This is a genomic window from Embleya sp. NPDC050154, assembly GCF_044460165.1.
Classification (GTDB): Bacteria; Actinomycetota; Actinomycetes; order Streptomycetales; family Streptomycetaceae; genus Embleya.
This window is the reverse complement of the sequence record NZ_JBITJP010000019.1, coordinates 133515-151454: the sequence shown is the minus strand read 5'-3', so window position 1 is coordinate 151454 and position 17940 is coordinate 133515. Positions and strand designations below refer to the sequence as shown.

General features: G+C 71.3%; 22 protein-coding genes, 1 pseudogene and 1 riboswitch. Of the genes and pseudogenes, 11 read left to right on the top strand and 12 right to left on the bottom strand.

Annotated elements, in window-relative coordinates:
- Window positions 1-46 precede the first annotated feature (46 nt).
- From ACIBSV_RS33795 to ACIBSV_RS33785, 3 genes are read left to right on the top strand one after another with little or no spacing between them, the layout of a single operon-like run.
- Complete coding sequence (locus tag ACIBSV_RS33795) at window positions 47-415, top strand: acyl carrier protein (RefSeq protein ID WP_395870011.1); 369 nt, start codon at window positions 47-49, stop codon at window positions 413-415.
- 1 nt (window position 416) lies between these two features.
- The gene (locus ACIBSV_RS33790) at window positions 417-1667 is read left to right on the top strand and encodes a beta-ketoacyl-[acyl-carrier-protein] synthase family protein (RefSeq protein WP_395869880.1); all 1251 of its coding nucleotides are present in this window, start codon (window positions 417-419) and stop codon (window positions 1665-1667) included.
- On the top strand, window positions 1664-3103 hold the full coding sequence (locus ACIBSV_RS33785; protein ID WP_395869878.1) for a hypothetical protein: 1440 nt from the start codon (window positions 1664-1666) through the stop codon (window positions 3101-3103). The genes ACIBSV_RS33790 and ACIBSV_RS33785 overlap by 4 nt, the downstream gene beginning before the upstream one ends.
- A gap of 412 nt (window positions 3104-3515) precedes the next feature.
- On the opposite strand, the gene ACIBSV_RS33780 is transcribed toward ACIBSV_RS33785, so the two are convergent.
- The 8 genes from ACIBSV_RS33780 to ACIBSV_RS33745 form a co-directional block, all read right to left on the bottom strand.
- Window positions 3516-4136: a hypothetical protein gene (locus ACIBSV_RS33780; RefSeq protein WP_395869877.1), complete on the bottom strand. Its 621-nt coding sequence runs from the start codon at window positions 4134-4136 to the stop codon at window positions 3516-3518.
- Entirely contained in the window at window positions 4133-4702 is a 570-nt protein-coding gene (locus ACIBSV_RS33775; RefSeq protein WP_395869875.1) for a hypothetical protein, read from the bottom strand. Before ACIBSV_RS33775 ends, ACIBSV_RS33780 begins: the two co-directional genes overlap by 4 nt.
- Window positions 4703-5508: 806 nt before the next feature.
- The gene (locus ACIBSV_RS33770; RefSeq protein ID WP_395869874.1) at window positions 5509-6285 is read right to left on the bottom strand and encodes an enoyl-CoA hydratase; all 777 of its coding nucleotides are present in this window, start codon (window positions 6283-6285) and stop codon (window positions 5509-5511) included.
- Window positions 6282-7208 (bottom strand): 3-hydroxyisobutyrate dehydrogenase, encoded by a 927-nt coding sequence (gene mmsB / locus ACIBSV_RS33765; RefSeq protein ID WP_395869871.1) that lies wholly within the window; start codon window positions 7206-7208, stop codon window positions 6282-6284. Before mmsB ends, ACIBSV_RS33770 begins: the two co-directional genes overlap by 4 nt.
- On the bottom strand, window positions 7205-8284 hold the full coding sequence (locus ACIBSV_RS33760) for an enoyl-CoA hydratase/isomerase family protein (RefSeq protein WP_395869870.1): 1080 nt from the start codon (window positions 8282-8284) through the stop codon (window positions 7205-7207). The genes mmsB and ACIBSV_RS33760 overlap by 4 nt, the downstream gene beginning before the upstream one ends.
- Complete coding sequence (locus ACIBSV_RS33755) at window positions 8281-9423, bottom strand: acyl-CoA dehydrogenase family protein (RefSeq protein ID WP_395869869.1); 1143 nt, start codon at window positions 9421-9423, stop codon at window positions 8281-8283. The genes ACIBSV_RS33760 and ACIBSV_RS33755 overlap by 4 nt, the downstream gene beginning before the upstream one ends.
- Before the next feature lie 4 nt (window positions 9424-9427).
- Window positions 9428-10927 (bottom strand): CoA-acylating methylmalonate-semialdehyde dehydrogenase, encoded by a 1500-nt coding sequence (locus ACIBSV_RS33750; RefSeq protein ID WP_395869867.1) that lies wholly within the window; start codon window positions 10925-10927, stop codon window positions 9428-9430.
- A gap of 201 nt (window positions 10928-11128) precedes the next feature.
- Window positions 11129-11299: riboswitch (cobalamin riboswitch) on the bottom strand.
- A 200-nt stretch (window positions 11300-11499) separates the two neighbouring features.
- Window positions 11500-12354 carry a hypothetical protein gene (locus ACIBSV_RS33745; RefSeq protein WP_395869864.1) on the bottom strand — a complete coding sequence of 285 codons (855 nt, stop codon included), beginning with the start codon at window positions 12352-12354 and terminating at the stop codon, window positions 11500-11502.
- A gap of 249 nt (window positions 12355-12603) precedes the next feature.
- On the opposite strand from ACIBSV_RS33745, the gene ACIBSV_RS33740 reads away from it, so the two are divergent.
- Both ACIBSV_RS33740 and ACIBSV_RS33735 read left to right on the top strand, forming a co-directional pair.
- Entirely contained in the window at window positions 12604-12981 is a 378-nt protein-coding gene (locus tag ACIBSV_RS33740) for a nuclear transport factor 2 family protein (protein ID WP_395869862.1), read from the top strand.
- Between the two features lie 193 nt (window positions 12982-13174).
- Window positions 13175-13522 (top strand): DUF1330 domain-containing protein, encoded by a 348-nt coding sequence (locus ACIBSV_RS33735; protein ID WP_395869860.1) that lies wholly within the window; start codon window positions 13175-13177, stop codon window positions 13520-13522.
- Between the two features lie 20 nt (window positions 13523-13542).
- Here the strand turns inward: ACIBSV_RS33735 and ACIBSV_RS33730 are convergent, their stop codons facing one another.
- Window positions 13543-13887, bottom strand: coding sequence for a hypothetical protein (locus tag ACIBSV_RS33730; protein ID WP_395869858.1), 345 nt, complete (start codon window positions 13885-13887; stop codon window positions 13543-13545).
- A 94-nt stretch (window positions 13888-13981) separates the two neighbouring features.
- Here ACIBSV_RS33730 and ACIBSV_RS33725 point away from each other — a divergent pair, with 94 nt between their 5' ends.
- Both ACIBSV_RS33725 and ACIBSV_RS33720 read left to right on the top strand, forming a co-directional pair.
- Window positions 13982-14275, top strand: a complete 294-nt coding sequence (locus tag ACIBSV_RS33725) for an ArsR/SmtB family transcription factor (RefSeq protein ID WP_395869857.1) — start codon at window positions 13982-13984, stop codon at window positions 14273-14275.
- Window positions 14272-14658: a VOC family protein gene (locus ACIBSV_RS33720; protein WP_395869855.1), complete on the top strand. Its 387-nt coding sequence runs from the start codon at window positions 14272-14274 to the stop codon at window positions 14656-14658. Before ACIBSV_RS33725 ends, ACIBSV_RS33720 begins: the two co-directional genes overlap by 4 nt.
- A 252-nt stretch (window positions 14659-14910) precedes the next feature.
- Here the strand turns inward: ACIBSV_RS33720 and ACIBSV_RS33715 are convergent, their stop codons facing one another.
- Window positions 14911-15129 (bottom strand): SIP domain-containing protein, encoded by a 219-nt coding sequence (locus ACIBSV_RS33715; RefSeq protein ID WP_395870009.1) that lies wholly within the window; start codon window positions 15127-15129, stop codon window positions 14911-14913.
- A gap of 31 nt (window positions 15130-15160) precedes the next feature.
- Between ACIBSV_RS33715 and ACIBSV_RS33710 the strand changes: the two genes are divergently transcribed.
- The 3 genes and pseudogenes from ACIBSV_RS33710 (at window position 15161) to ACIBSV_RS33700 (ending at window position 16130) form a co-directional block, all read left to right on the top strand.
- Window positions 15161-15394, top strand: coding sequence for a hypothetical protein (locus ACIBSV_RS33710; RefSeq protein WP_395869853.1), 234 nt, complete (start codon window positions 15161-15163; stop codon window positions 15392-15394).
- Between the two features lie 31 nt (window positions 15395-15425).
- A pseudogene (locus tag ACIBSV_RS33705) lies at window positions 15426-15509 on the top strand (DUF899 domain-containing protein); the annotation flags it as partial.
- 168 nt (window positions 15510-15677) lie between these two features.
- A complete protein-coding gene (locus tag ACIBSV_RS33700) occupies window positions 15678-16130 on the top strand; it encodes an iron chaperone (RefSeq protein WP_395870007.1) in 453 nt (150 codons plus the stop codon).
- Window positions 16131-16423: 293 nt separating this feature from the next.
- On the opposite strand, the gene ACIBSV_RS33695 is transcribed toward ACIBSV_RS33700, so the two are convergent.
- Both ACIBSV_RS33695 and ACIBSV_RS33690 read right to left on the bottom strand, forming a co-directional pair.
- Window positions 16424-16741 (bottom strand): hypothetical protein, encoded by a 318-nt coding sequence (locus tag ACIBSV_RS33695; protein WP_395869852.1) that lies wholly within the window; start codon window positions 16739-16741, stop codon window positions 16424-16426.
- Between the two features lie 125 nt (window positions 16742-16866).
- Window positions 16867-17331, bottom strand: coding sequence for a GNAT family N-acetyltransferase (locus ACIBSV_RS33690; protein WP_395869850.1), 465 nt, complete (start codon window positions 17329-17331; stop codon window positions 16867-16869).
- A 97-nt stretch (window positions 17332-17428) separates the two neighbouring features.
- Between ACIBSV_RS33690 and ACIBSV_RS33685 the strand changes: the two genes are divergently transcribed.
- Window positions 17429-17656 carry a hypothetical protein gene (locus ACIBSV_RS33685; protein ID WP_395869848.1) on the top strand — a complete coding sequence of 76 codons (228 nt, stop codon included), beginning with the start codon at window positions 17429-17431 and terminating at the stop codon, window positions 17654-17656.
- Window positions 17657-17940 lie beyond the last annotated feature (284 nt).

The window sequence follows — 17940 nt, the reverse complement described above, 5'->3', positions numbered from 1 at the left end:
GGTGTGCGCGGTCCCACCGAGCAGGAAGGCATTCCCCGTGTACGCGATGCTGTGTGAGTTGCTGGTCGAGGAGTTCGGCATCGACGCCGGGGATGTCGTTCCGGAAGCGACCTTCAGCGCGCTGGAGTTGGACTCGTTGTCGATGGCGGAGCTGGCCGTCATCATCGCGGACCAGACGGGCAAGGACTTCAGCAGGCTCGGCGAATTGGGCAAGGACACCACGCTGGCCCAGGCCGTCGCCGCGTTCGAGGCCGCCCCACAGGCCGAACCGTTCGTCCGGACCGCCCCGCCCTCCGCCACCGCACCCGCCGCCACCGAACCCACCTCCGAGGCGCCCGCCGCCGCCGAGTCGGCCTCGCCCCCCGTCCCGGCCCCGGCACAGCCTCCGGCCCCTGTCGCGTCCCCGGCGAGCTGAGATGACCTCCTCCGAGGTTGCGGTCACCGGCCTGGGCCTGGTGACCGCCGGCGGGATCGGAGTCGAAGCCACCTGGCGGACCCTGTGCGCGGGGCTGTCCACCGCTCGCCGCGACCCGGGGCTGGCCGGTCTGCCCGTGGACATCTCCTGCAGGGTGCCCGGCTTCGCCCCGGACGCCATCCTCGGCCGGAGACTGGCCCGGCGGATGGACCGCAGCGCGCAGATGACCGTCGTCGCCGCCCGGGAGGCCCTGGCCGACGCCGCGCTGGATCCCGGGACCTGGGACCCCACCCGCGTCGGCGTCGTCATCGGCGCGGGCGGACCGTCCATGGAATCCCTGCTGACCTGCATGGAGAGGCTGCTCACGGACCGGGTCACCGCCATCTCCCCGGCCGGTCTGCCCCGCTCGCTGCCCAACACCGCGGCCACCGAGGTCGGCCTCGACCTCGGCGCCCAGGGCACCAACTTCGCGCCCGCCGCCGGCTGCGCCTCCGGCGCGACGGCACTGGGCGTCGCCCGCGACCTGCTACGCGCGGGCACCCTGGACATCGTCTTCGCCGGCGGTGTCGACATCATGTGCAACCCACTCACCGCGGCCGGCTTCGCCCAGTTGGGCGCCCTGTCCACGCACCCCGGCGACCCGGCGCACGCCTGCCGGCCGTTCGACGCCGAACGGGACGGATTCGTCCTGGGCGAGGGCGTGGGCGTCGTGGTGCTGGAGCGCCCGGAGCACGCACGCGCCCGCCGCGCCCGGGTGCGATCCCTGCTGTCCGGCTACGGCGCCGCGAACGACGCCCACCACCTCACCGCGCCGCACCCCGACGGCCGCGGCGCGCGACTGGCCACCCTCGCGGCCCTGGCCGACGCCGGTTGGAATCCGGCCGACGTCGACCACGTCAACACGCACGGCACCGGCACACGGCTCAACGACGCCGCCGAGGCGCGTTTCCTTGCGGCCACCTTCGACCGCTGCCCACCGATCACCGCCGTCAAGAGCGTGCTGGGCCACACCGGCGGCGCGGGTGGCGCAATCGAGGCGATCGTGACCGTCCTGACCCTCGAACACGGGAGCATTCCACCCACCGCCAACCACCACCGCACCGATCCGGACCTGGATCCGGACCTGGACGTGGTCGCCAAGACCCCGCGCCGCCCCGCCCGCTTGAACACCGCGATCTCCACGTCGGTCGCGTTCGGCGGGCAGAACGCCGTCCTCGCCTTCCGCACAGCAACGTCAGGAGCTCCTTCATGACCACCGTAACCCGGGCGGAATCGACATCGGCGCCATCCGCCGCCCCGGCCCCGGGTCGACGGCTCGACGAGTTGGACTGGTGGCGTTCGTGCACGGTCCGGGTCATCGACCCGGCTCCCGAACTGTCCGACGTGACACGCTCGTTCCTGCACGACCTGGCGGCGGCGTTCGATCGCGGCGGGCACCGGGTGATCCCGCCGGGCGAGAACGAGACCAGGTTCGACGTGGTCCTGGTGGGCGTGTCCGTACCCGACGGCCCCGAGCCGCTGGCCGACCGGATCGTGGAGGAACAGACCCCGCTGATGCTCAAGCTCCGCAAGGAGCAGGGCCGGCAGGGCACGGTCGGGCGGCTGGTGGCGGTGGCGGAAGTGCCCGAGCGGCTGAGCGAGATGTCGCACCCCGAGGTGGTGCGCGCCGCGCGGATCCTGATGGCCAGGGTGGGTGTGTTCACCGTCGTGTTCATCACGCCCGGCACGGTGCCCGGTGAGGTCGCCGAGGCGACGCTGTGCACGATGGAGGGCGGACACCCCACCGAGACCGAGAAGGTCGCCCAGGGCATCTGCGACCGGCTGGTCTCCGCGGCCTGCGCGCACGAGGTGGCCGGCCGGCACGACGTGGTGCCCGACGCCATCACCGCCGACGCGTGGGCCGCGGCCCACGCGCCGCGGAGCCTGGCCGTGGCCGGGACGCGGATGGGGGACCTCGGGCTGTTGCCGGCCCCACACGCGATGCGCGACTTCGTGTCGCCCCGGTTGAGCCGCACCTACGCGATGTACCTCAATCTGCAGGGATTCAGCGAGGGCATGCTCTTCGCGTTCGATCCCGACCTGAACGCGCTCGTGGTCACCGCGTCCGGACGCTGGGGTGTGGACAAGCGGGACCTCTCCGACACCGACCTCGTGGCCGTCGACTACCGGCTGAACCGGGGCCGGTTGCGGGTTCTGGCCCCCGAGGGTGCGCGGCCGATGGCGCCGTCGGTGGAGGCGTGGGAGGTGTGCGCGCTGTTCGAGGCGGCGCCCACCGTACGGGTCGGCAGGAACGCGGCGGGGCATTGGCAGTGGGACCCCGACGGTACCCACGAGGTACCGGCCATCCGGGCGGGCCTGCACGCGCACGTCGGTGTCTCGTACGCCGACCCGGCCCTGATCGAGACCATCCCGCCGGACCGGGAGCACTATCCGTACGGCTTCGGCTGCGGGACGGACCTGATGATCGACGTCGCCCGCTCCACGCTGGCCGCCTCGCGGGCCCTGCACGACCCCGCGGACACCCGCCACTACGTGCGCTGGCCGATGCTCTACCACGGCGAGATGGCCCTGGAACTGTGGGGACCCGAGCAGCCCGACGAGCCGCTGCGCGGCCTCTTGGACCTCTTCGACCCGAACGGCCTGGGGGCTGTGCGCTTCCACCCGGACCACATCGACCAGCCCTGCTGACCATCCGGCGGCGGTGACGCGGACGGTGTGGTGACTGCCGCCCACGGAACCCCGGCGAACGGGGCGGGTGTTCCGCCGGCGGGCAGGACGGGCGCGATTGCCGTCCTGCCCGCGGCGTGCCGACTCCCGGAATCGGCCGCGACGGTCGCTCGGGCGACCGGCGCGTTGGTGCGACGCTTGCGCGCGAACAGCGGCGATAAACGGAAGTGCCCGCGGGTGTCGGCCCGCGGGCACATCGAGGCGGCGAATCCCCCGGGCGTTTCGGGGCGGGGTCGATTCCGACCTCGGCCGGGGGTGTCGCCGTAGGACCGCAGGAGTGTGGTCAGGGTCGCGGTGAACCGTTCGAGGTCGTCGGAACCGAGCGCTTCGAGCTGCCGTGCCTACCTCGGCGCGCGTCGCAGGCGCGTCGGGGCTATGTCGGGTCGCCGTGCGGCGCCTGATCCCGCGCCGGGAGCAGGGCGATACCCGACCTGAAGCGCATGGCGCCCGGTAGGTCCAGATTGCAGTGGCGACTGGCGACGACTCTTTCCTGCATCGCCAACGTGCCGGTGGTCGTGCAGGTGCCACAGCGCAGCGACGTCAGGTGGGCTTGGCGGACGACCGCCAGCATCCCCTCGACGTCGAAGGCGACAGTGAGGCCGATCTCCAGGGTGCCGACCCGGACACCGTCGACCCTCAGGTCGACGCAGGGGCGATGGGTGGACGTGACCTGATGGGTTGCCAGAGCGACGACCTCCTCGGTGTCCGGGGCGGCACGGGTGCGTCGCGCGGCCTCGACCATCGCGCCGTGCTTGGCCCATCCGGCGGCCACGAGGTCGAGGAGATCCAGGCTCAGGAAGCCGTTGACCACCGAGGCGACCTCACGCTCGACGGTCCGGCTCGCGTTGTCCGTGAGACCTTGGGCTCCGCGCTCGAGGATCGTGGCGACCTCGTGTTCGCGAGCCGCGTCGACGAGCGTTTCCGTGGCGGCTTCGACGTCGTCGCCGAACAACAGTTCGCGCACGGACGTGGGATGCGGCACGGCGTCGGTCATGGGTCCACCTCCTTGATGGTCTGTTCACCGGGGTCCGAACGAGGTTCGAGCCGTACCGTCCGGCTCGCTCCGCGCGTGTCCCTGACGTCCTGCACCCCATCCGACGCGAAACCCGGTCGCAGCACCGCACGGACGTGTCGACGGGTCCATCGCGGTCCCCGCCGTTGGTGGGAGAAGCCCAAGTAGCCCGCGAGCGCGGCCACCAGGAGACCGCCAATCACCACCGCCCCGATCACCCAGCCCGAGCCCGAGCTCGAGCCGGCTCCGGTGCCGGGCACCGCAGACGACGACGGAGAGCGGGTTGCGGTCGGCTGCCGAGAAGAACCCGGTCCGGTGCCCGTGGTGACTTCGAAGGAGGCGGAGGCGTCCGCTTCCGCACATCGCGCCGAAACCTGGTGGCTCCCCTTCGACGCGCCCTTGGGGACCACGAACCGGACGCTGAAACTGCCCCCGTTCGGGGTAACCGGCGCATCGAGGGAGGCGACGCCGGCACCGTCCCAACGAATGTCGATCCGGGATCCGGGACGGCACGCGGAGAAGGCCGAACCGGAGATCGCCACCGTCATGCCGGCACTGCCCCTCACGGGGGCCAGGACCAGAGCGGGGCGGGATCGAGGATCAGGCGCAGGCGTCGTCCCCGGGGAGGGAGGCCGCTTGCTCTGGGAGGGTGGTGGAGCCGTCGTTCCCCGAGGGCGAGGGGGCGGGGTCGGAACCACGGGGGAGGGACCGTCCGGTGGATAGGTGACCGGTGGCGGTTTCGGTGGTGGGGGAGGCTCCGGTGCCAGAGGTGGCGGCGGTGGCGGAGGCGGAGGCGGAGGCGGCGGAGGCGGAGGCGGCGGAGGCGGAGGCGGCGGGGGTGGCGGTGCAACCTGGGTGTGCGCGATGCCCATCGGCGCCATGACGCCGGCTCCGACGCAGAGCAGCGCACCCAGCAACCCCGAGACCGCGATCAGTCGCCGGCTCCGCCCGGGCGCCGGGCGCCGGGTGGGACCCTCGGACTCTTCCACCGCTGATCCTTCCGCGTATCCCCGACCGGAGAGCAGGCTCGCGACTCGATCGGAGCCGTGGCGAAGCGCGTTCCGGCGCGCACGACGCACCGGAATGACTCCCGTTCAGGCAAACATGGGACCGCGGGCATCGCATCCGGATGGGCCGGCGACACACCGGACGTGGACCGCGCAAAAGAGTGGACCATCGGTCATGCCGCTTGGCGGCACCCGACAGGTTCGGCCGGATCGCGGTGGCGCGAGAACCGCTCCTGGGCTGTCCGTCGTGACCGGGTACGGCCGCGGGGTGATGTCCGGGGCGTCCTCGACGGCCGCCCGGCCGCTCGGCCCCTGATCCGGGGCCGAGCGCGCTCCACCTCCTTGGATCAGCGGTGGATGAACGAAGGCGGGCGCTTTTCGGTGAAGGCCGCCATGCCCTCCTTCTGGTCGGCGGTGGCGAACGTGGCGTGGAAGAGGCGGCGTTCGAAGCGCACACCCTCGGCCAGAGTGGTCTCGAAGGCGCGGTTGACGCTCTCCTTGGCCATCATCGCGATCGGCGCGGACATGCCCGCGATGATCTCGGCGGTGGCCAGGGCCTCGGTGAGCAGGTCGGCGGCTGGCACGACCCGCGAGACCAGGCCGGCGCGTTCGGCCTCCTCGGCGTTCATGGTGCGGCCCGTCAGACACAGGTCCATGGCCTTGGCCTTGCCGACCGCCCGGGTCAGGCGTTGCGAGCCGCCGATGCCGGGGATGACACCGAGCTTGATCTCCGGCTGGCCGAACACGGCGGTGTCGGCGGCGAGGAGGATGTCGCACAGCATGGCGAGTTCGCATCCGCCGCCGAGCGCGTAGCCGGAAACCGCGGCGATGGTGGGCTTGCGGACCTCGCCGAGTCGGTCCCACGCGGAGAACCAGTCGGCGAGATAGACGTCCATGTAGTCGTTGGGCTGCATCTCCTTGATGTCGGCGCCGGCGGCGAACGCCTTGGCGGACCCGGTGATCACCAGACAGCCGATGTCGGAATCGCGGTCGAGCGTGGTCGCGGCGTCGACGACCTCGGCCATCACCTGGAGGTTCAGGGCGTTCAGGGCCTTCGGGCGGTTGAGGGTGATCACCGCGGTGCGGTCGTGCCGCTCCAGCAGGATGGTCTCGTAGTCGCTCATGTGGTGCGGTTTCCTTCGTTCGCGCCGGTGTCGGCGTGGTCTCTGATGGAGTGGATGACGGCGGAGAAGTCGCGCTCGGCGCCGCCGTTCTCGGCGAACGCCGTGTACACCTCGGCCGCGTGCAGCCCGAGCTCGGCGGACACCCCGCCGGCCCGGATCGCGTTCGCCGCCAGCCGCAGATCCTTGGCCATCAGGGCCGCGGCGAACCCGGGCCGGTAATCGTGGTCGGCCGGGCTGCCCGGAACCGGCCCGGGCACCGGGCAGTTCGTGGTCAGCGCCCAGCACTGACCGGACGCCGCGGAGGCCACGTCGAACAACGCCTGGTGGGAGAGCCCGAGTTGCTCGCCCAGCACGAACGCCTCGCTGACCGCGATCATCGTGACGCCCAGGATCAGGTTGTTGCAGATCTTCGCCGCCTGCCCGGCGCCGGGAGGGCCGCAGTGCACGACGCGGCGGCCCATCGCGGTCAACACCGGCTCGACCGCGGCGAAGTCCTCGTCGGCGGCGCCGACCATGAAGGTGAGCGTTCCGGCGACCGCGCCGACCACCCCACCGGACACCGGCGCGTCCAGCGACCGGCGTCCGGAGGCGCCCACCGCCTCGTGCGCGGCGTGTGCGTCCGCGACGTCGATGGTGGAGCAGTCGACGAACACCGCACCGGCGGGCGCCGCCGCCAACAAGCCGGCGGAACCCCGGTAGCAGGCCAACACGTGCGGCCCGCTCGGCAACATCGTGATCACCACATCCGCGTCCGCGACGGCCTCGGCGGGGGAGGCCGCGATGCGCACACCGCTCTCCCGCGCGCGCTCCAGCGCCTCCGGGACCAGGTCGTACCCGGTGACCCGGTGTCCGGCGGCGACCAGGTTGGCGGCCATGGGGCCGCCCATGTTGCCCAATCCCACGAATGCGATCGCGGTGCTCATCGGCAGGCCTCCTCGGTCGAGGGCGAGATCGCCAGGCCCAACTCGCGTGCGCCCAGCGGTTCGAAGAATGCGGCGACCTGCTCGGGCCGTACGGCTTCGAGCGTGTCGGGGGACCAGCGCGGCGCGCGATCCTTGTCGATCACCTGGGCACGGATGCCCTCGGCCAGGTCGGGCGTGCCCAGCGCCACCGTCGAGACCCGGTACTCCTGATCCAACACGGCCTCCAGGGAAGCGAGTTCGCGAGCCCGCCGGAGGCTCGCCAGGGTGACCTTGAGCGCGGTGGGCGACTTGGCCCGGATGTGCTCGGCGGCCTGCTTCGCAGCCTGCTCCCCATCGGCCTCGAGGCGTTCGAGGATCTCCTCGACGCTGTCGCTCGCATAGCACGCGTCGATCCACCCACGCCGCTCGACGAGTTCACCGCCCGGCGCCGGCTCGGCGAACCGCGCCACGACCTCGCCGCTGTCGCGGCCGGCCAGCGCCTCCAGGGCCGCGTCGAGCCGGTGCGAGGGGATGAAGTGGTCGGCGAGCCCGCAGGCGATCGCGTCGCCGGGGCCGATCGCCGAACCGGTGAGCGCCAGATGGGTGCCGCACTCGCCCGGCGCGCGGGCGAGCAGGTGGGTGCCGCCGACGTCGGGGACGAACCCGATGCCGGTCTCGGGCATGGCGATCGTCGAGCGTTCGGTGACGATCCGCAGGCCGCCGTGCGCGGACACACCGACACCGCCACCCATCACGATGCCGTCCATGACCGCGACATAGGTCTTGGGATAGCGGGCGATGTGGGCGTTGAGCCGGTACTCGTCGCGCCAGAAGTCCAGACTGCCGGTGCCGCCGCCGACGGCGTCGGCGTGGATGGCCCGGATGTCGCCACCCGCGCACAGCCCACGCTCGCCCGCGCCGGTGATCACCACCAGTCGCACGTCCTCGTCGTGCTCCCACGCGGTGAGCGCGGCGTCGATCCCGCGAACCATGGCGTGGGTGAGGGCGTTGAGCGCCCGGGGCCGGTTGAGCACGATCCGGCCGAGGCCCGCCTGACGGCGGGTCAGTACCGTCTCCTGCTCCGTCGTGGAGGTCATCGGGTCGCTCCGATCAGTCCGCGCGCGACGATCACGCGCATGATCTCGTTGGTTCCTTCGAGGATGCGGTGCACCCGCAGGTCGCGGACGATCTTCTCGATGCCGTAGTCCGCGAGGTAGCCGTAGCCGCCGTGCAGTTGCAGCGCGCGGTCGGCCACCGAGAAGGCGGTGTCGGTGGCGAACCGCTTGGCCATCGCGCACAGTTGCGGCGCGGCAGGATCGCCCTGGTCCAGGCAGGACGCCGCGTGCCGGACCAGCGTGCGCGCGGCCTCCAACTCAGTTGCCATGTCAGCGAGTTCGAAACGCAACGCCTGGGCGTCGATCAGCTTGGCGCCGAATGCCTCCCGATCGGTGAGGTGAGCCACGGCGGCGTCGAGGGCCGCCCCCGCGCCGCCCAGCGAGCAGGCGGCGATACCGATCCGGCCGCCGTTGAGGCCGCCCATCGCCATCCGGAAGCCGTCGCCCTCGGCGCCCAGCCGGTGGGAGACCGGCACACGCACGCCGTCCAGGACCACCTGGCGGGTGGGCTGGGCGTTCCAGCCCATCTTCAGCTCGTTCGCGCCGAAGGACAGCCCGGGTGAGTCGGCTTCCACGACGAACGCGGAGATCCCGTCGGCGCCGTCCCCGCCGGTCCGCGCCATCACCGCGTACACCGCCGAGGACCCGGCGCCGGAGATGAACTGTTTCACCCCGTGCAGGACATAGTGGTCCCCGTCGCGCACCGCGCGCGTGCGCAGTGCGGCGGCGTCGGACCCCGCGCCCGGTTCGGTCAGGCAGTAGCTGGCCAGACCGCGCATCGCGCACAGGTCCGGGAGCCACCTGTGGCGCTGCTCGGGGTTGCCGTGGCGGTCGATCATCCAGGCGACCATGTTGTGGATGGAGTAGTAGGCGGCGATGCTCGGGCAACCGCCGGCCAACGCCTCGTAGATCAGTGCGGCGTCCAGTCGGCTCAGACCCGAACCGCCCACGTCCTCACGGACGTTGATGCCGCCGAGACCGAGGTCGGCGCCCTTGCGCAGGACATCGACGGGGAAGTGCTTGGTGCGGTCCCACTCGATCGCGTGCGGGGCAAGGTGCTCGCGGGCGAAGTCCCGCGTCGTCTCGACGATCGCGAGCTGATCCTCGGTGAGGGTGCTCATCGGGTCAGCCCATCGTGGGGATGGTGAAACTCGCGGCCTCGCGTGCACCGGAGAACCAACGCGAGGTGATCGTCTTGGTCCGGGTGTAGAAGCGGATCGAGTCGGGTCCGTGCTGGTTGAGGTCGCCGAATCCGGACCGCTTCCACCCGCCGAACGTGTGGTAGGCCACCGGTACCGGGATCGGCACATTGACGCCGACCATGCCGGTGTTCACCCGGCGACCGAAGTCGCGGGCGGTGTCGCCGTCGCGGGTGAAGATCGCCACGCCGTTGCCGTACTCGTGCTCGCTCGCCAGTCGCAGCGCGTCCTCGTAGTCGGCCGCGCGCAGCACCGACAGGACCGGACCGAAGATCTCCTCGCGGTACACCCGCATCGAGGGCGTGACGTGATCGAACAGCGACGCGCCGACGAAGTAGCCGTCCTCGTGGCCGGGGACGCGCACGTCACGGCCGTCGACGAGCAGCTTCGCGCCCTCGCGCACGCCGATGTCCAGGTAGTCGTGCACCCGAGCGAGCGCGTCCCGACCCACCAACGGGCCGAAGTCGGCGTCGCGATCGTGGGAGGGGCCCACCCGCAGCGTGGCGATGCGCTCGACGAGCTTGGCCACCAGCGCGTCCGCGGTCTCCGCGCCGACCGGAACCGCGACGGAGATCGCCATGCAGCGCTCGCCCGCGGAGCCGTATCCGGCGCCGATCAGGGCCTCGACGACCTGGTCGAGGTCCGCGTCCGGCATCACGATCAGATGATTCTTGGCGCCGCCGAAGCACTGGGCGCGCTTGCCGCGCGCGGTGGCCGAGGTGTACACGTACTCGGCGATCGCGGTCGAGCCGACAAAGCCCAGCGCCTGGACGCGCGGGTCCTCCAGCAGTGTGTCGACGGACTCCTTGCCGCCGTTGACCACGTTCAGCACACCCGGCGGCAGTCCCGCCTCGAGGAAGAGCTCGGCCAGGCGCAGCGGTACCGAGGGGTCGCGTTCGGACGGCTTGAGGACGAACGCGTTGCCGCACGCGATGGCCGGGGCGATCTTCCACAGCGGGATCATCGCCGGGAAGTTGAACGGGGTGATGCCGGCGACCACACCGAGCGGCTGGCGCAGCGAGTGCACGTCGATGCCGGTACCCGCGTTGTCGGTGAACTCGCCCTTGAGCAGGTGCGGGATGCCGACGGCGAACTCCACAACCTCCAGGCCGCGTTGCAGGTCACCGTGGGCGTCGGCGATAGTCTTGCCGTGCTCGGCCGACAACAGCTCGGCGAGCGAATCGCGTTCGGGCTCGACCAGTTGCAGGAATCGGGAGAGCACCCGGGCGCGCTTTTGCGGGTTCCAGGCGGCCCACGCCGGTTGTGCCTGCTCGGCGTCGGCGATCGCCGCCAGCGTGTCGGCGCGGTCGGCCAGCGGGACGCGCGCCTGCACGCGTCCGGTGTTGGGGTCGTACACGTCGCCGAACGCGCCGGACGCGCCTTGGACGTGCTTGCCGCCGATGAAGTGGGAAAGCTCGCGGACCATGAACGACCTGTCTCTCGTCAGGTGCGATCCGGAGGCGGGGCAATGACCCGACCACGGCAACCGCCGCTTCGGGGAGCGGGGTTGCCGAGGTCGGGTGGCACGTGAGGGTGGTCAGGCGAGCCCGACGACCTCGACGTTCGCAAGATCGTCCGGGGCGAGTGCGCAGACCGGCGTCATGCGTGTTTGCTCCATCCTCGTGGACAACACGGATATACCCGCGGCCGGTATCCTGACTTCCGGATCGACACACGCCGCCCGCCTTCCCGGCTTTCGCCAGTGGCGTGGTGCCTCGGCAGCGCACTCCCCGGTCACAGTGGCGGGACCGTGCCGGATTCACACCGACTTCCCTGCACCGCGGACCTTGTAGTTCAAGACGATATAGTCGGACGTCCTAGTAAGTCCAGCGCCGATCGAGCTTGATCGCGTGCGGGAGCGACGTGACGAGGTGGCGGTCCGGGCATCGCGAGGACGTCACCGCCGGAACGGGGGCGGCGGGTGCACGCGTGCGCACGTTCGACGTGTGGTGCCGGTGCCTTGCCGTGCCGGAGGGGGATCTGCGCCCGCCTGCGCGGCTATCGGATGTGCTTCGGCTCCGTGACGGCCGTGGTGGGTTCGAGCCGCACCGCCGCGGCGGCGCACGCCTCGACTCGGGCGCGGGCAAGTCCGATGGCCGGGTGGGCGTACGCCAGACGCTCCGCGTTCGCCAGTGCGGCGCGGGCGGCGTCCGGGTCGCCCGCGGCGGCCGAACAGATCGCAAGCAGACATTCGCACTCGGCGCCCATCCAGCGACTCCGTTGCCGTGCGGCGCGCCGACGCCATCGGCGAGCCCGCGCCGCCGCCCGCTCCACGCGCCCCTCGTACAGGTCCAAGGCGAACTCGGCCACGCAGCCCTTGCGGCGATGGGCCCGCCCGGAACCCGCCACGGCGGGGCGCAGTGTGGGCAACATCGCGGCCGCGTCCGCCGAACCCTGGACCAGCAGCATCGCGGAGAAGTCGGTGTGCGCGTGCGACATCATGCGGCCGAGCGCGTCGTCGCGAGGATGCGCCGCCGACCACCGGCGCACGACCTCCGCCCCCGCCGGGCCGTGTCCTCGCGCGAAGAGCACCATGCACTGGGACACGGCCCCGAGCGCCTGACCCACAGGCGTGTCGGGAAAGCCCTTGCTGTGCTCGTGCGCCCCCTCGACGTCACCACGACGCAGCGCGCGGATCACCTGCGCGTTCCGCTTCAGCGCGACCCGGTCCGCCTTGGAAGGCAACAGCGGCAACCCCACACCGGCTCGTTGGTGCATTCCCAGCCCCAGGAAGGCCAGGTAGCCCAAGAGCAGCCCCGCGACGATCCCCGAGGGACCTCGGACCAGCAGAAACGGGACCGCGAAGGAGGCCGCGAGGGATAGCGGCAAAATCACCCGAACAAGTATGCGCACGACGAGAGTATGGGGGTCACCGGGCGCGGACGACATGCGGTGCCGATGGTTTCCGGCAGACCTGTCCGCACGGACCGCCGCCCCATGGGGTGTCGCATACCGATGCAAGTACTGATGCGTGACTGATTCCGAGGCGCTCGATCGTCCGTAACGTCTTGACCTGCGGAAAGCAGGACTGGAACCGCGCAGGACAGAGCACTGGAACCCGTCGGGCACGCCCGGCGGAGCGACCCGGAAAGGACGGACGCCATGAGCGCCGCCATCGACTACACCGCCACCGTCGAGAACTACCTGGCCGGCTGGAACGAGCCGGACGCGGACAAGCGCCGCGCGCTGGTGGCGTCCGCGTTCACCGAGGACGCCACGTATACCGACCCGCTGGGTGCCGTGGTCGGGCATGACGGGATCACCGGCCTCATCGGCGTGGTCCAGGGCCAATTCGCCGGGCTGGTGTTCACCCTCGGCGGCCCGGTGGACGGGCACCACGACGTCGTCCGGTTCCAGTGGCACCTCGGCCCCGAGGGCGCAGAGGCGCCGGTCGTCGGGTTCGACATCGCGGTCCTGGATGCGACGGGCCGGATCAAGGCCGTACACGGCTTTCTCGACAAGGTCCCCGCCGGTCTGTGACGCACGGGCCGCCGCGGCCCGGACCGATCGACGCGCGCCCGCATACCGCGGTCCGGGCGGCGCCCTTCCCTTCCCGGATCCGCGTCCCCCGAGGAACCCGAACGCACCTGTCGGACCGGCTGCCCGTCGCCCGGCAGCGACCCCGACGCAATGCCCCCACCGCTCGTGGAATCGACCCCCCGAAGGAGTAGCCATGCCCGCCTACATCATCGCCAACCTGCAGGACGCCGCCCCGCACCCCGAGATCGCCGACTACATCGAACAACTCCCCGGCACCTTCCGGCCCTACGGCGGCCGTTACCTCGTGCACGTCACGTCCCACGAGGTACTGGAGGGCAGTTGGGCCGGGAGCGTCGTGATGATCGGCTTCCCCGGGGTCGCCGAGGCGCGGGCCTGGTGGGACTCGCCCGCGTACCGCGGGATCGCGCCACTGCGCTCGCGGCACATCAAGGGCGACATCATCCTGATCGAGGGCGTGCCGGAGGGGTACGACCCGAGCGGCGCCGTGCAGGCCCTGCGCGAGGCCCTGCGCGCCGAGTAGCGCTCGGGTTCGGCTGGTGGTCAGCCCGTGCCCAGAGCGTCCGCCGCCCTGGTCAGGTCCGCGGCGATGTGGTCCCAGTCGGGTCCGTGCAGCCACAGGTTCTCGGCGGCCTCGCGCATCAGCGCCGGCTCGTCCGGGCGTTGCAGGAGCACGAGCCGGTAGGACAGGTTGCGGATCCAGACCGGCAGGCGGCCGTCGACCAGGTGCGGGGACAACTCGCGCAGCATGGCGAGGATCGAATCCGCGTCGGCGAAGGTCAACTCCTCGACGAAGTAGGACTCGCGGTGTTCGAGGTCGCACGGCGGCGTGGGTCGGTACTCGTCGCCGTAGAGGCAGCGTGCGTGCTCCGTCAGGCTGCTGTGCATGTCCCGGAGCCTACGACACCACGACAACCCTCGTGGTCCGATCGCGCCCCTCTCGATTTGATAGGCAAGTGGATACTTGCCTATGGTGGTGGGCATGACGGAGGACGTCTTCAAGGCCCTGGCCGACCCCACCCGTCGGCGCATCCTCGACGAGCTGGTGGAACGGGACGGCCAGACCCTGTTCGAGATCTGCAGCCGGTTGGTGACCAAGCACGGTCTCGCCTTGTCCCGCCAGGCGGTCAGCCAGCACCTGGCCGTCCTCGAATCCGCGGGTCTTGTGCTTTCGCGGCGTCAGGGCCGCTACAAGTTCCACGAGCTGACCACCGAGCCCCTTGAGCGCATCGTGACCCGTTGGCTCAAGCCCGACGCATCCGGGAGCACGCCATGAGGATTCACCTTTCCAGCGTCTTCGTCGACGATCAGGAGAAGGCCCTGCGCTTCTATACGGACGTGCTGGGCTTCGTGAAGAAGGCCGAGGTCCCCCTCGGCGAGGTCCGGTGGTTGACCGTGGTCTCGCCGGAGGATCCCGACGGGACCGAACTGCTGCTGGAGCCGGACGGCCATCCCGCGGTCAAGCCGTACAAGTCGGCGCTGGTCGAGGACGGCATCCCGGCCGCGTCCTTCGCCGTGGCGGACGTGGACGCGGAGTTCCACCGGCTGAACGAACTCGGCGTGCGGTTCACCCAGAACCCGCTGAAGATGGGCCCGGTCACCACCGCGGTCTTCGACGACACCTGCGGCAACCTGATCCAGATCGTGCACAGCGCGTAGGAACCCCACGCAGGCACGGCCCCACCCACGCGCCCGCGCCGACCCGCCCGAACCACGCCGCTCGCGGCGTCGAGCGGCGAGGGCGCGATGAATCGGTGGAAGTACGAGTCGATCCGGTCCGGCTTCTCGGCTTTCGCCATCGGATTTGGGGCTACCGATCAACGCGCGCACGTTTTCGGGCGTCAGGCGCCGGTAGCGGTACTCGGTCGTGTCCGTGACCATCCTTCTCTTCTTGGGGAGGCTCGGTGGTTCTCAACTCGCCGCCGCGCGTCCTTCCTTCCGGTAGTCGGTGCAGGTGATGGCCGTCCGGGGAACACCGTGCTCCCGGACGAGCAGTCGCCGCGCCCCTTTGACCAGCCCGCTTTCGCCTGCGATCCAGGCGTACGGGGCGGCGGCGGGATGTCGGTGTCCGCCAGGGCCCGCAGAGCCCGTCGTCCCGGCGTCTCGTGCGCCGCCCGACCGTGGATCCAGCGCATATCCGGCCCTCAGCCTCGGCCACTACGTGCTGGGCCACACCATCGAGGAACAGGCCCAGGCTCAGTTGTCCGCGGACGGGATCTGGAAGGACCGGAAGGATGCCTTGGTGGTGGGGCGGCCGGACTCCGAGTACGCGCGCACTGCGCTGACGTCGGCGTTCGATGCGGACCCGGCCGAACGCTTCGCCTACGGCGTGCGGCTGATTCTCGACGGCGTCCGCCGCGAACTCCCCGACGCACCGCCTCGGCCGGTCGGCTGACGCGGCGTTGATGAGCCCGGCCGGCGGCCGGGGTCCGACCAGCCGCCGACCACCGCCATGGAGCCGCCCGGGCGCGACCCCCGTGCAGACCCTCGGCCGGCGCGGCCCACACCACCGACGGGGCTTCGGCCGGTGCCGATGCCCGGTCGACGTTCCGCGGAAACGGGAGAGTCGGCGACGCCCGATCCGCCCGCGCGTCAGGTACTGGTCGCTGCCTCGGCGCCGGGATAAGGTCCCATTTCAAGATCATTCACAGCATGATCATCGACGGGGGAGGTCTGTCATGGGCAACGACGACAGCGGCACGTACGAGGGCTTCACGGCCGAGGAGCGGGCCGCGATGAAGGAGCACGCCAAGGAGGGGAAGGCCGCCGCGCGCCGCAGCTCGCGCGCGGACAAGGCGGCGGAGGCGGAGCGGGACGTACTCGCGAAGATCGCCGAGATGCAGGACTCGGACCGGGTCATGGCCGAGCGCGTGCACGCCGTCATCACAGCCAACGCCCCGGTGCTCGCGCCGAAGCTCTGGTATGGCATGCCCTCCTACGCGCTGGACGGCAAGGTCGTCTGTTTCTTCCAGAGCGCGGAGAAGTTCAAGGCGCGCTACGCGACGCTCGGGTTCAGCGACCTGGCGAAGCTGGACGAAGGCCCCATGTGGGCGTCCGGGTTCGCGCTGGTCGAGGTGACGGCCGAGGTGGAGACGCGGATCGCCGCACTCGTGAAGCGGGCGGTCGGCTGAGGCCCGTCCGGCGAACGGACACCGGCGACTTCCTCCGTACGCGCGGCGCTCGGCGGCCTTGAGGGGGTCCGGGCCGTAGACGTCGTGGTCCATGGCGCGGGCGATCGCCGCGTACAGGGGCCGAGGTCGTCGACCTGCGGGTCGTCGGGCACGCGGCGTCGACGGCCCCACTTCCGCGGTCCGGGCCGACGCGCGCCGCCGACGCGCCGCCGAGACGGTAGGGCCGGCGGCGTCCGGAGCGGGACGGACCGGCAGGGGTCGGAACGCGGGAATCGTGAGGCTCCTCGGCGGCGTCACTCGCTCGGAGGCGCGCCCGTGCCCTGGATGTCGACCCGATCCCCCTGGCCGGCCCCGATGCGAATGCCGACCACCAGGAAGTTCTCGCGCGTGCCACAGGGCAGGCACAACCTTCCGTGGCCGGCCCGATAGATCTCGTGCAGGTCTGTGCGGGACGCCGGGCTTCTGGGACTCAGTGTCGCGCTCCAGCCGATCGGTGTCGCCTCCGGCCCGGGGTCGTACAGGCGCTCTTCGTCGGCGTCCACGATCGCGTGGACGCCGATTCGCCGTCCGCTCGGCAGGACCACGACTGCCGAGCCCTCGTGATCCTTCATGGGTGCCAGTGTGGTCCGTCGCACGCCGTTCGGCACACGCAAACACGCGTGTCGCGATACGAGTTCGATCGAGCACACTATGTGTCCATCGGATGAACTCACGCGATGCGCCCGGAAGTAGCGGGTCAGGAGTGCGTTTGCTGGGCCTGCGGTCGGTGGAGGTAGAACAATTCGGGGTCACCCTCGTCGAGGCCGTGGACCAGACCGACCGGACTCCAGCCGGCCCGTTGGAGCAGTCGCTGCATCGGCTGGTTCGAGACGTTGGTCGAGGTGAACAGCTTCGGTGTCGCGCACGAGGCCGCCACGGTGTCCAACAACCGATGCCCGACGCCTTGTGCGCGCGCCGACGAGGCGACCATCAGCATGGTGACGAAGCCCTGTTCGAAGAACGTGTACTCGACGACGCAGTAGCCGAGCACGCCGGACGCGTCCTCCGCCACGACCGCCAGGCCCTCCCGGCACCACCGTCGGATGCTCGCCCGACGCGCGACGTCGCCTTCGATCGCCACCGCGTCGATTCCGACCAGTGCGTCGGAGTCCGACTCCCGCGCGCGGCGTACGACGAACTCGCCGACGTTCCCTGTGTTCACGAGCCCATATTGCCGGCGCGTACCGGAGGCGCACCGCACCGCACCTCAACGCACCGGAAGCGAACCGCAGGTCCGTGTCTGCCCTCGTCACGACGACGTGACCTGGGCGCCCTACCTGACCGCGCTGATGTCCACCGCCCCCGGCGCGGTGGTTGCGATGGGCGACCCGGCCGAGGAGTCGCCGGTACCGCTGCTGCGCGACCGGCCGCTGGTCGGCGGCCTGCCGGCGGCGTACGTGTGTCGGTACTTCACCTGCGACGCCCCGGTGACCGACCCGGAGCAACTGGCCGAACAGGTGCCGGCCAAGGCGGTGGCCCGAGCCTGAGCCTGACGCACGCGGGGTGGCTCGGCCCCTACGGGGCCGGTTGCGCGTCCGCTGCGCGGCCGGGGTCCGGCCGGTCGCTCCGCGCTGGGTTGCTCGGTTCCTGCGGGGCCGGTTGCGCGTCCCCTACGGGTTCGGGTCGGGCCGGTCTCTCCGAGCCGGGTTGCTCGGCCCCTACGGGGCGGGTCGCGCGTCCGCTGCGCGGCCGGAGTCGGGTCGGGCGTTGCGAAGCGGGTTGGTGGTGTGGTGTGGGGTGGCGGGCGCGTAGCGAACGTGCATCCCGGGCG

What these genes read in the sequence shown, in the direction of transcription:
- ACIBSV_RS33700 (WP_395870007.1), top strand. Translation starts at nt 15,678, where the DNA reads ATGGGCAACGACGACAGCGGCACGTACGAGGGCTTCACGGCCGAGGAG.
- ACIBSV_RS33740 (WP_395869862.1), top strand. Translation starts at nt 12,604, where the DNA reads ATGAGCGCCGCCATCGACTACACCGCCACCGTCGAGAACTACCTGGCC.
- ACIBSV_RS33785 (WP_395869878.1), top strand. Translation starts at nt 1,664, where the DNA reads ATGACCACCGTAACCCGGGCGGAATCGACATCGGCGCCATCCGCCGCC.
- ACIBSV_RS33750 (WP_395869867.1), bottom strand. Translation starts at nt 10,927, where the DNA reads ATGGTCCGCGAGCTTTCCCACTTCATCGGCGGCAAGCACGTCCAAGGC.
- ACIBSV_RS33725 (WP_395869857.1), top strand. Translation starts at nt 13,982, where the DNA reads ATGACGGAGGACGTCTTCAAGGCCCTGGCCGACCCCACCCGTCGGCGC.
- ACIBSV_RS33770 (WP_395869874.1), bottom strand. Translation starts at nt 6,285, where the DNA reads ATGAGCGACTACGAGACCATCCTGCTGGAGCGGCACGACCGCACCGCG.
- ACIBSV_RS33790 (WP_395869880.1), top strand. Translation starts at nt 417, where the DNA reads ATGACCTCCTCCGAGGTTGCGGTCACCGGCCTGGGCCTGGTGACCGCC.
- ACIBSV_RS33755 (WP_395869869.1), bottom strand. Translation starts at nt 9,423, where the DNA reads ATGAGCACCCTCACCGAGGATCAGCTCGCGATCGTCGAGACGACGCGG.
- ACIBSV_RS33795 (WP_395870011.1), top strand. Translation starts at nt 47, where the DNA reads ATGCTGTGTGAGTTGCTGGTCGAGGAGTTCGGCATCGACGCCGGGGAT.
- ACIBSV_RS33760 (WP_395869870.1), bottom strand. Translation starts at nt 8,284, where the DNA reads ATGACCTCCACGACGGAGCAGGAGACGGTACTGACCCGCCGTCAGGCG.
- mmsB (WP_395869871.1), bottom strand. Translation starts at nt 7,208, where the DNA reads ATGAGCACCGCGATCGCATTCGTGGGATTGGGCAACATGGGCGGCCCC.
- ACIBSV_RS33775 (WP_395869875.1), bottom strand. Translation starts at nt 4,702, where the DNA reads ATGACGGTGGCGATCTCCGGTTCGGCCTTCTCCGCGTGCCGTCCCGGA.
- ACIBSV_RS33720 (WP_395869855.1), top strand. Translation starts at nt 14,272, where the DNA reads ATGAGGATTCACCTTTCCAGCGTCTTCGTCGACGATCAGGAGAAGGCC.
- ACIBSV_RS33735 (WP_395869860.1), top strand. Translation starts at nt 13,175, where the DNA reads ATGCCCGCCTACATCATCGCCAACCTGCAGGACGCCGCCCCGCACCCC.
- ACIBSV_RS33780 (WP_395869877.1), bottom strand. Translation starts at nt 4,136, where the DNA reads ATGACCGACGCCGTGCCGCATCCCACGTCCGTGCGCGAACTGTTGTTC.
- ACIBSV_RS33695 (WP_395869852.1), bottom strand. Translation starts at nt 16,741, where the DNA reads ATGAAGGATCACGAGGGCTCGGCAGTCGTGGTCCTGCCGAGCGGACGG.
- ACIBSV_RS33730 (WP_395869858.1), bottom strand. Translation starts at nt 13,887, where the DNA reads ATGCACAGCAGCCTGACGGAGCACGCACGCTGCCTCTACGGCGACGAG.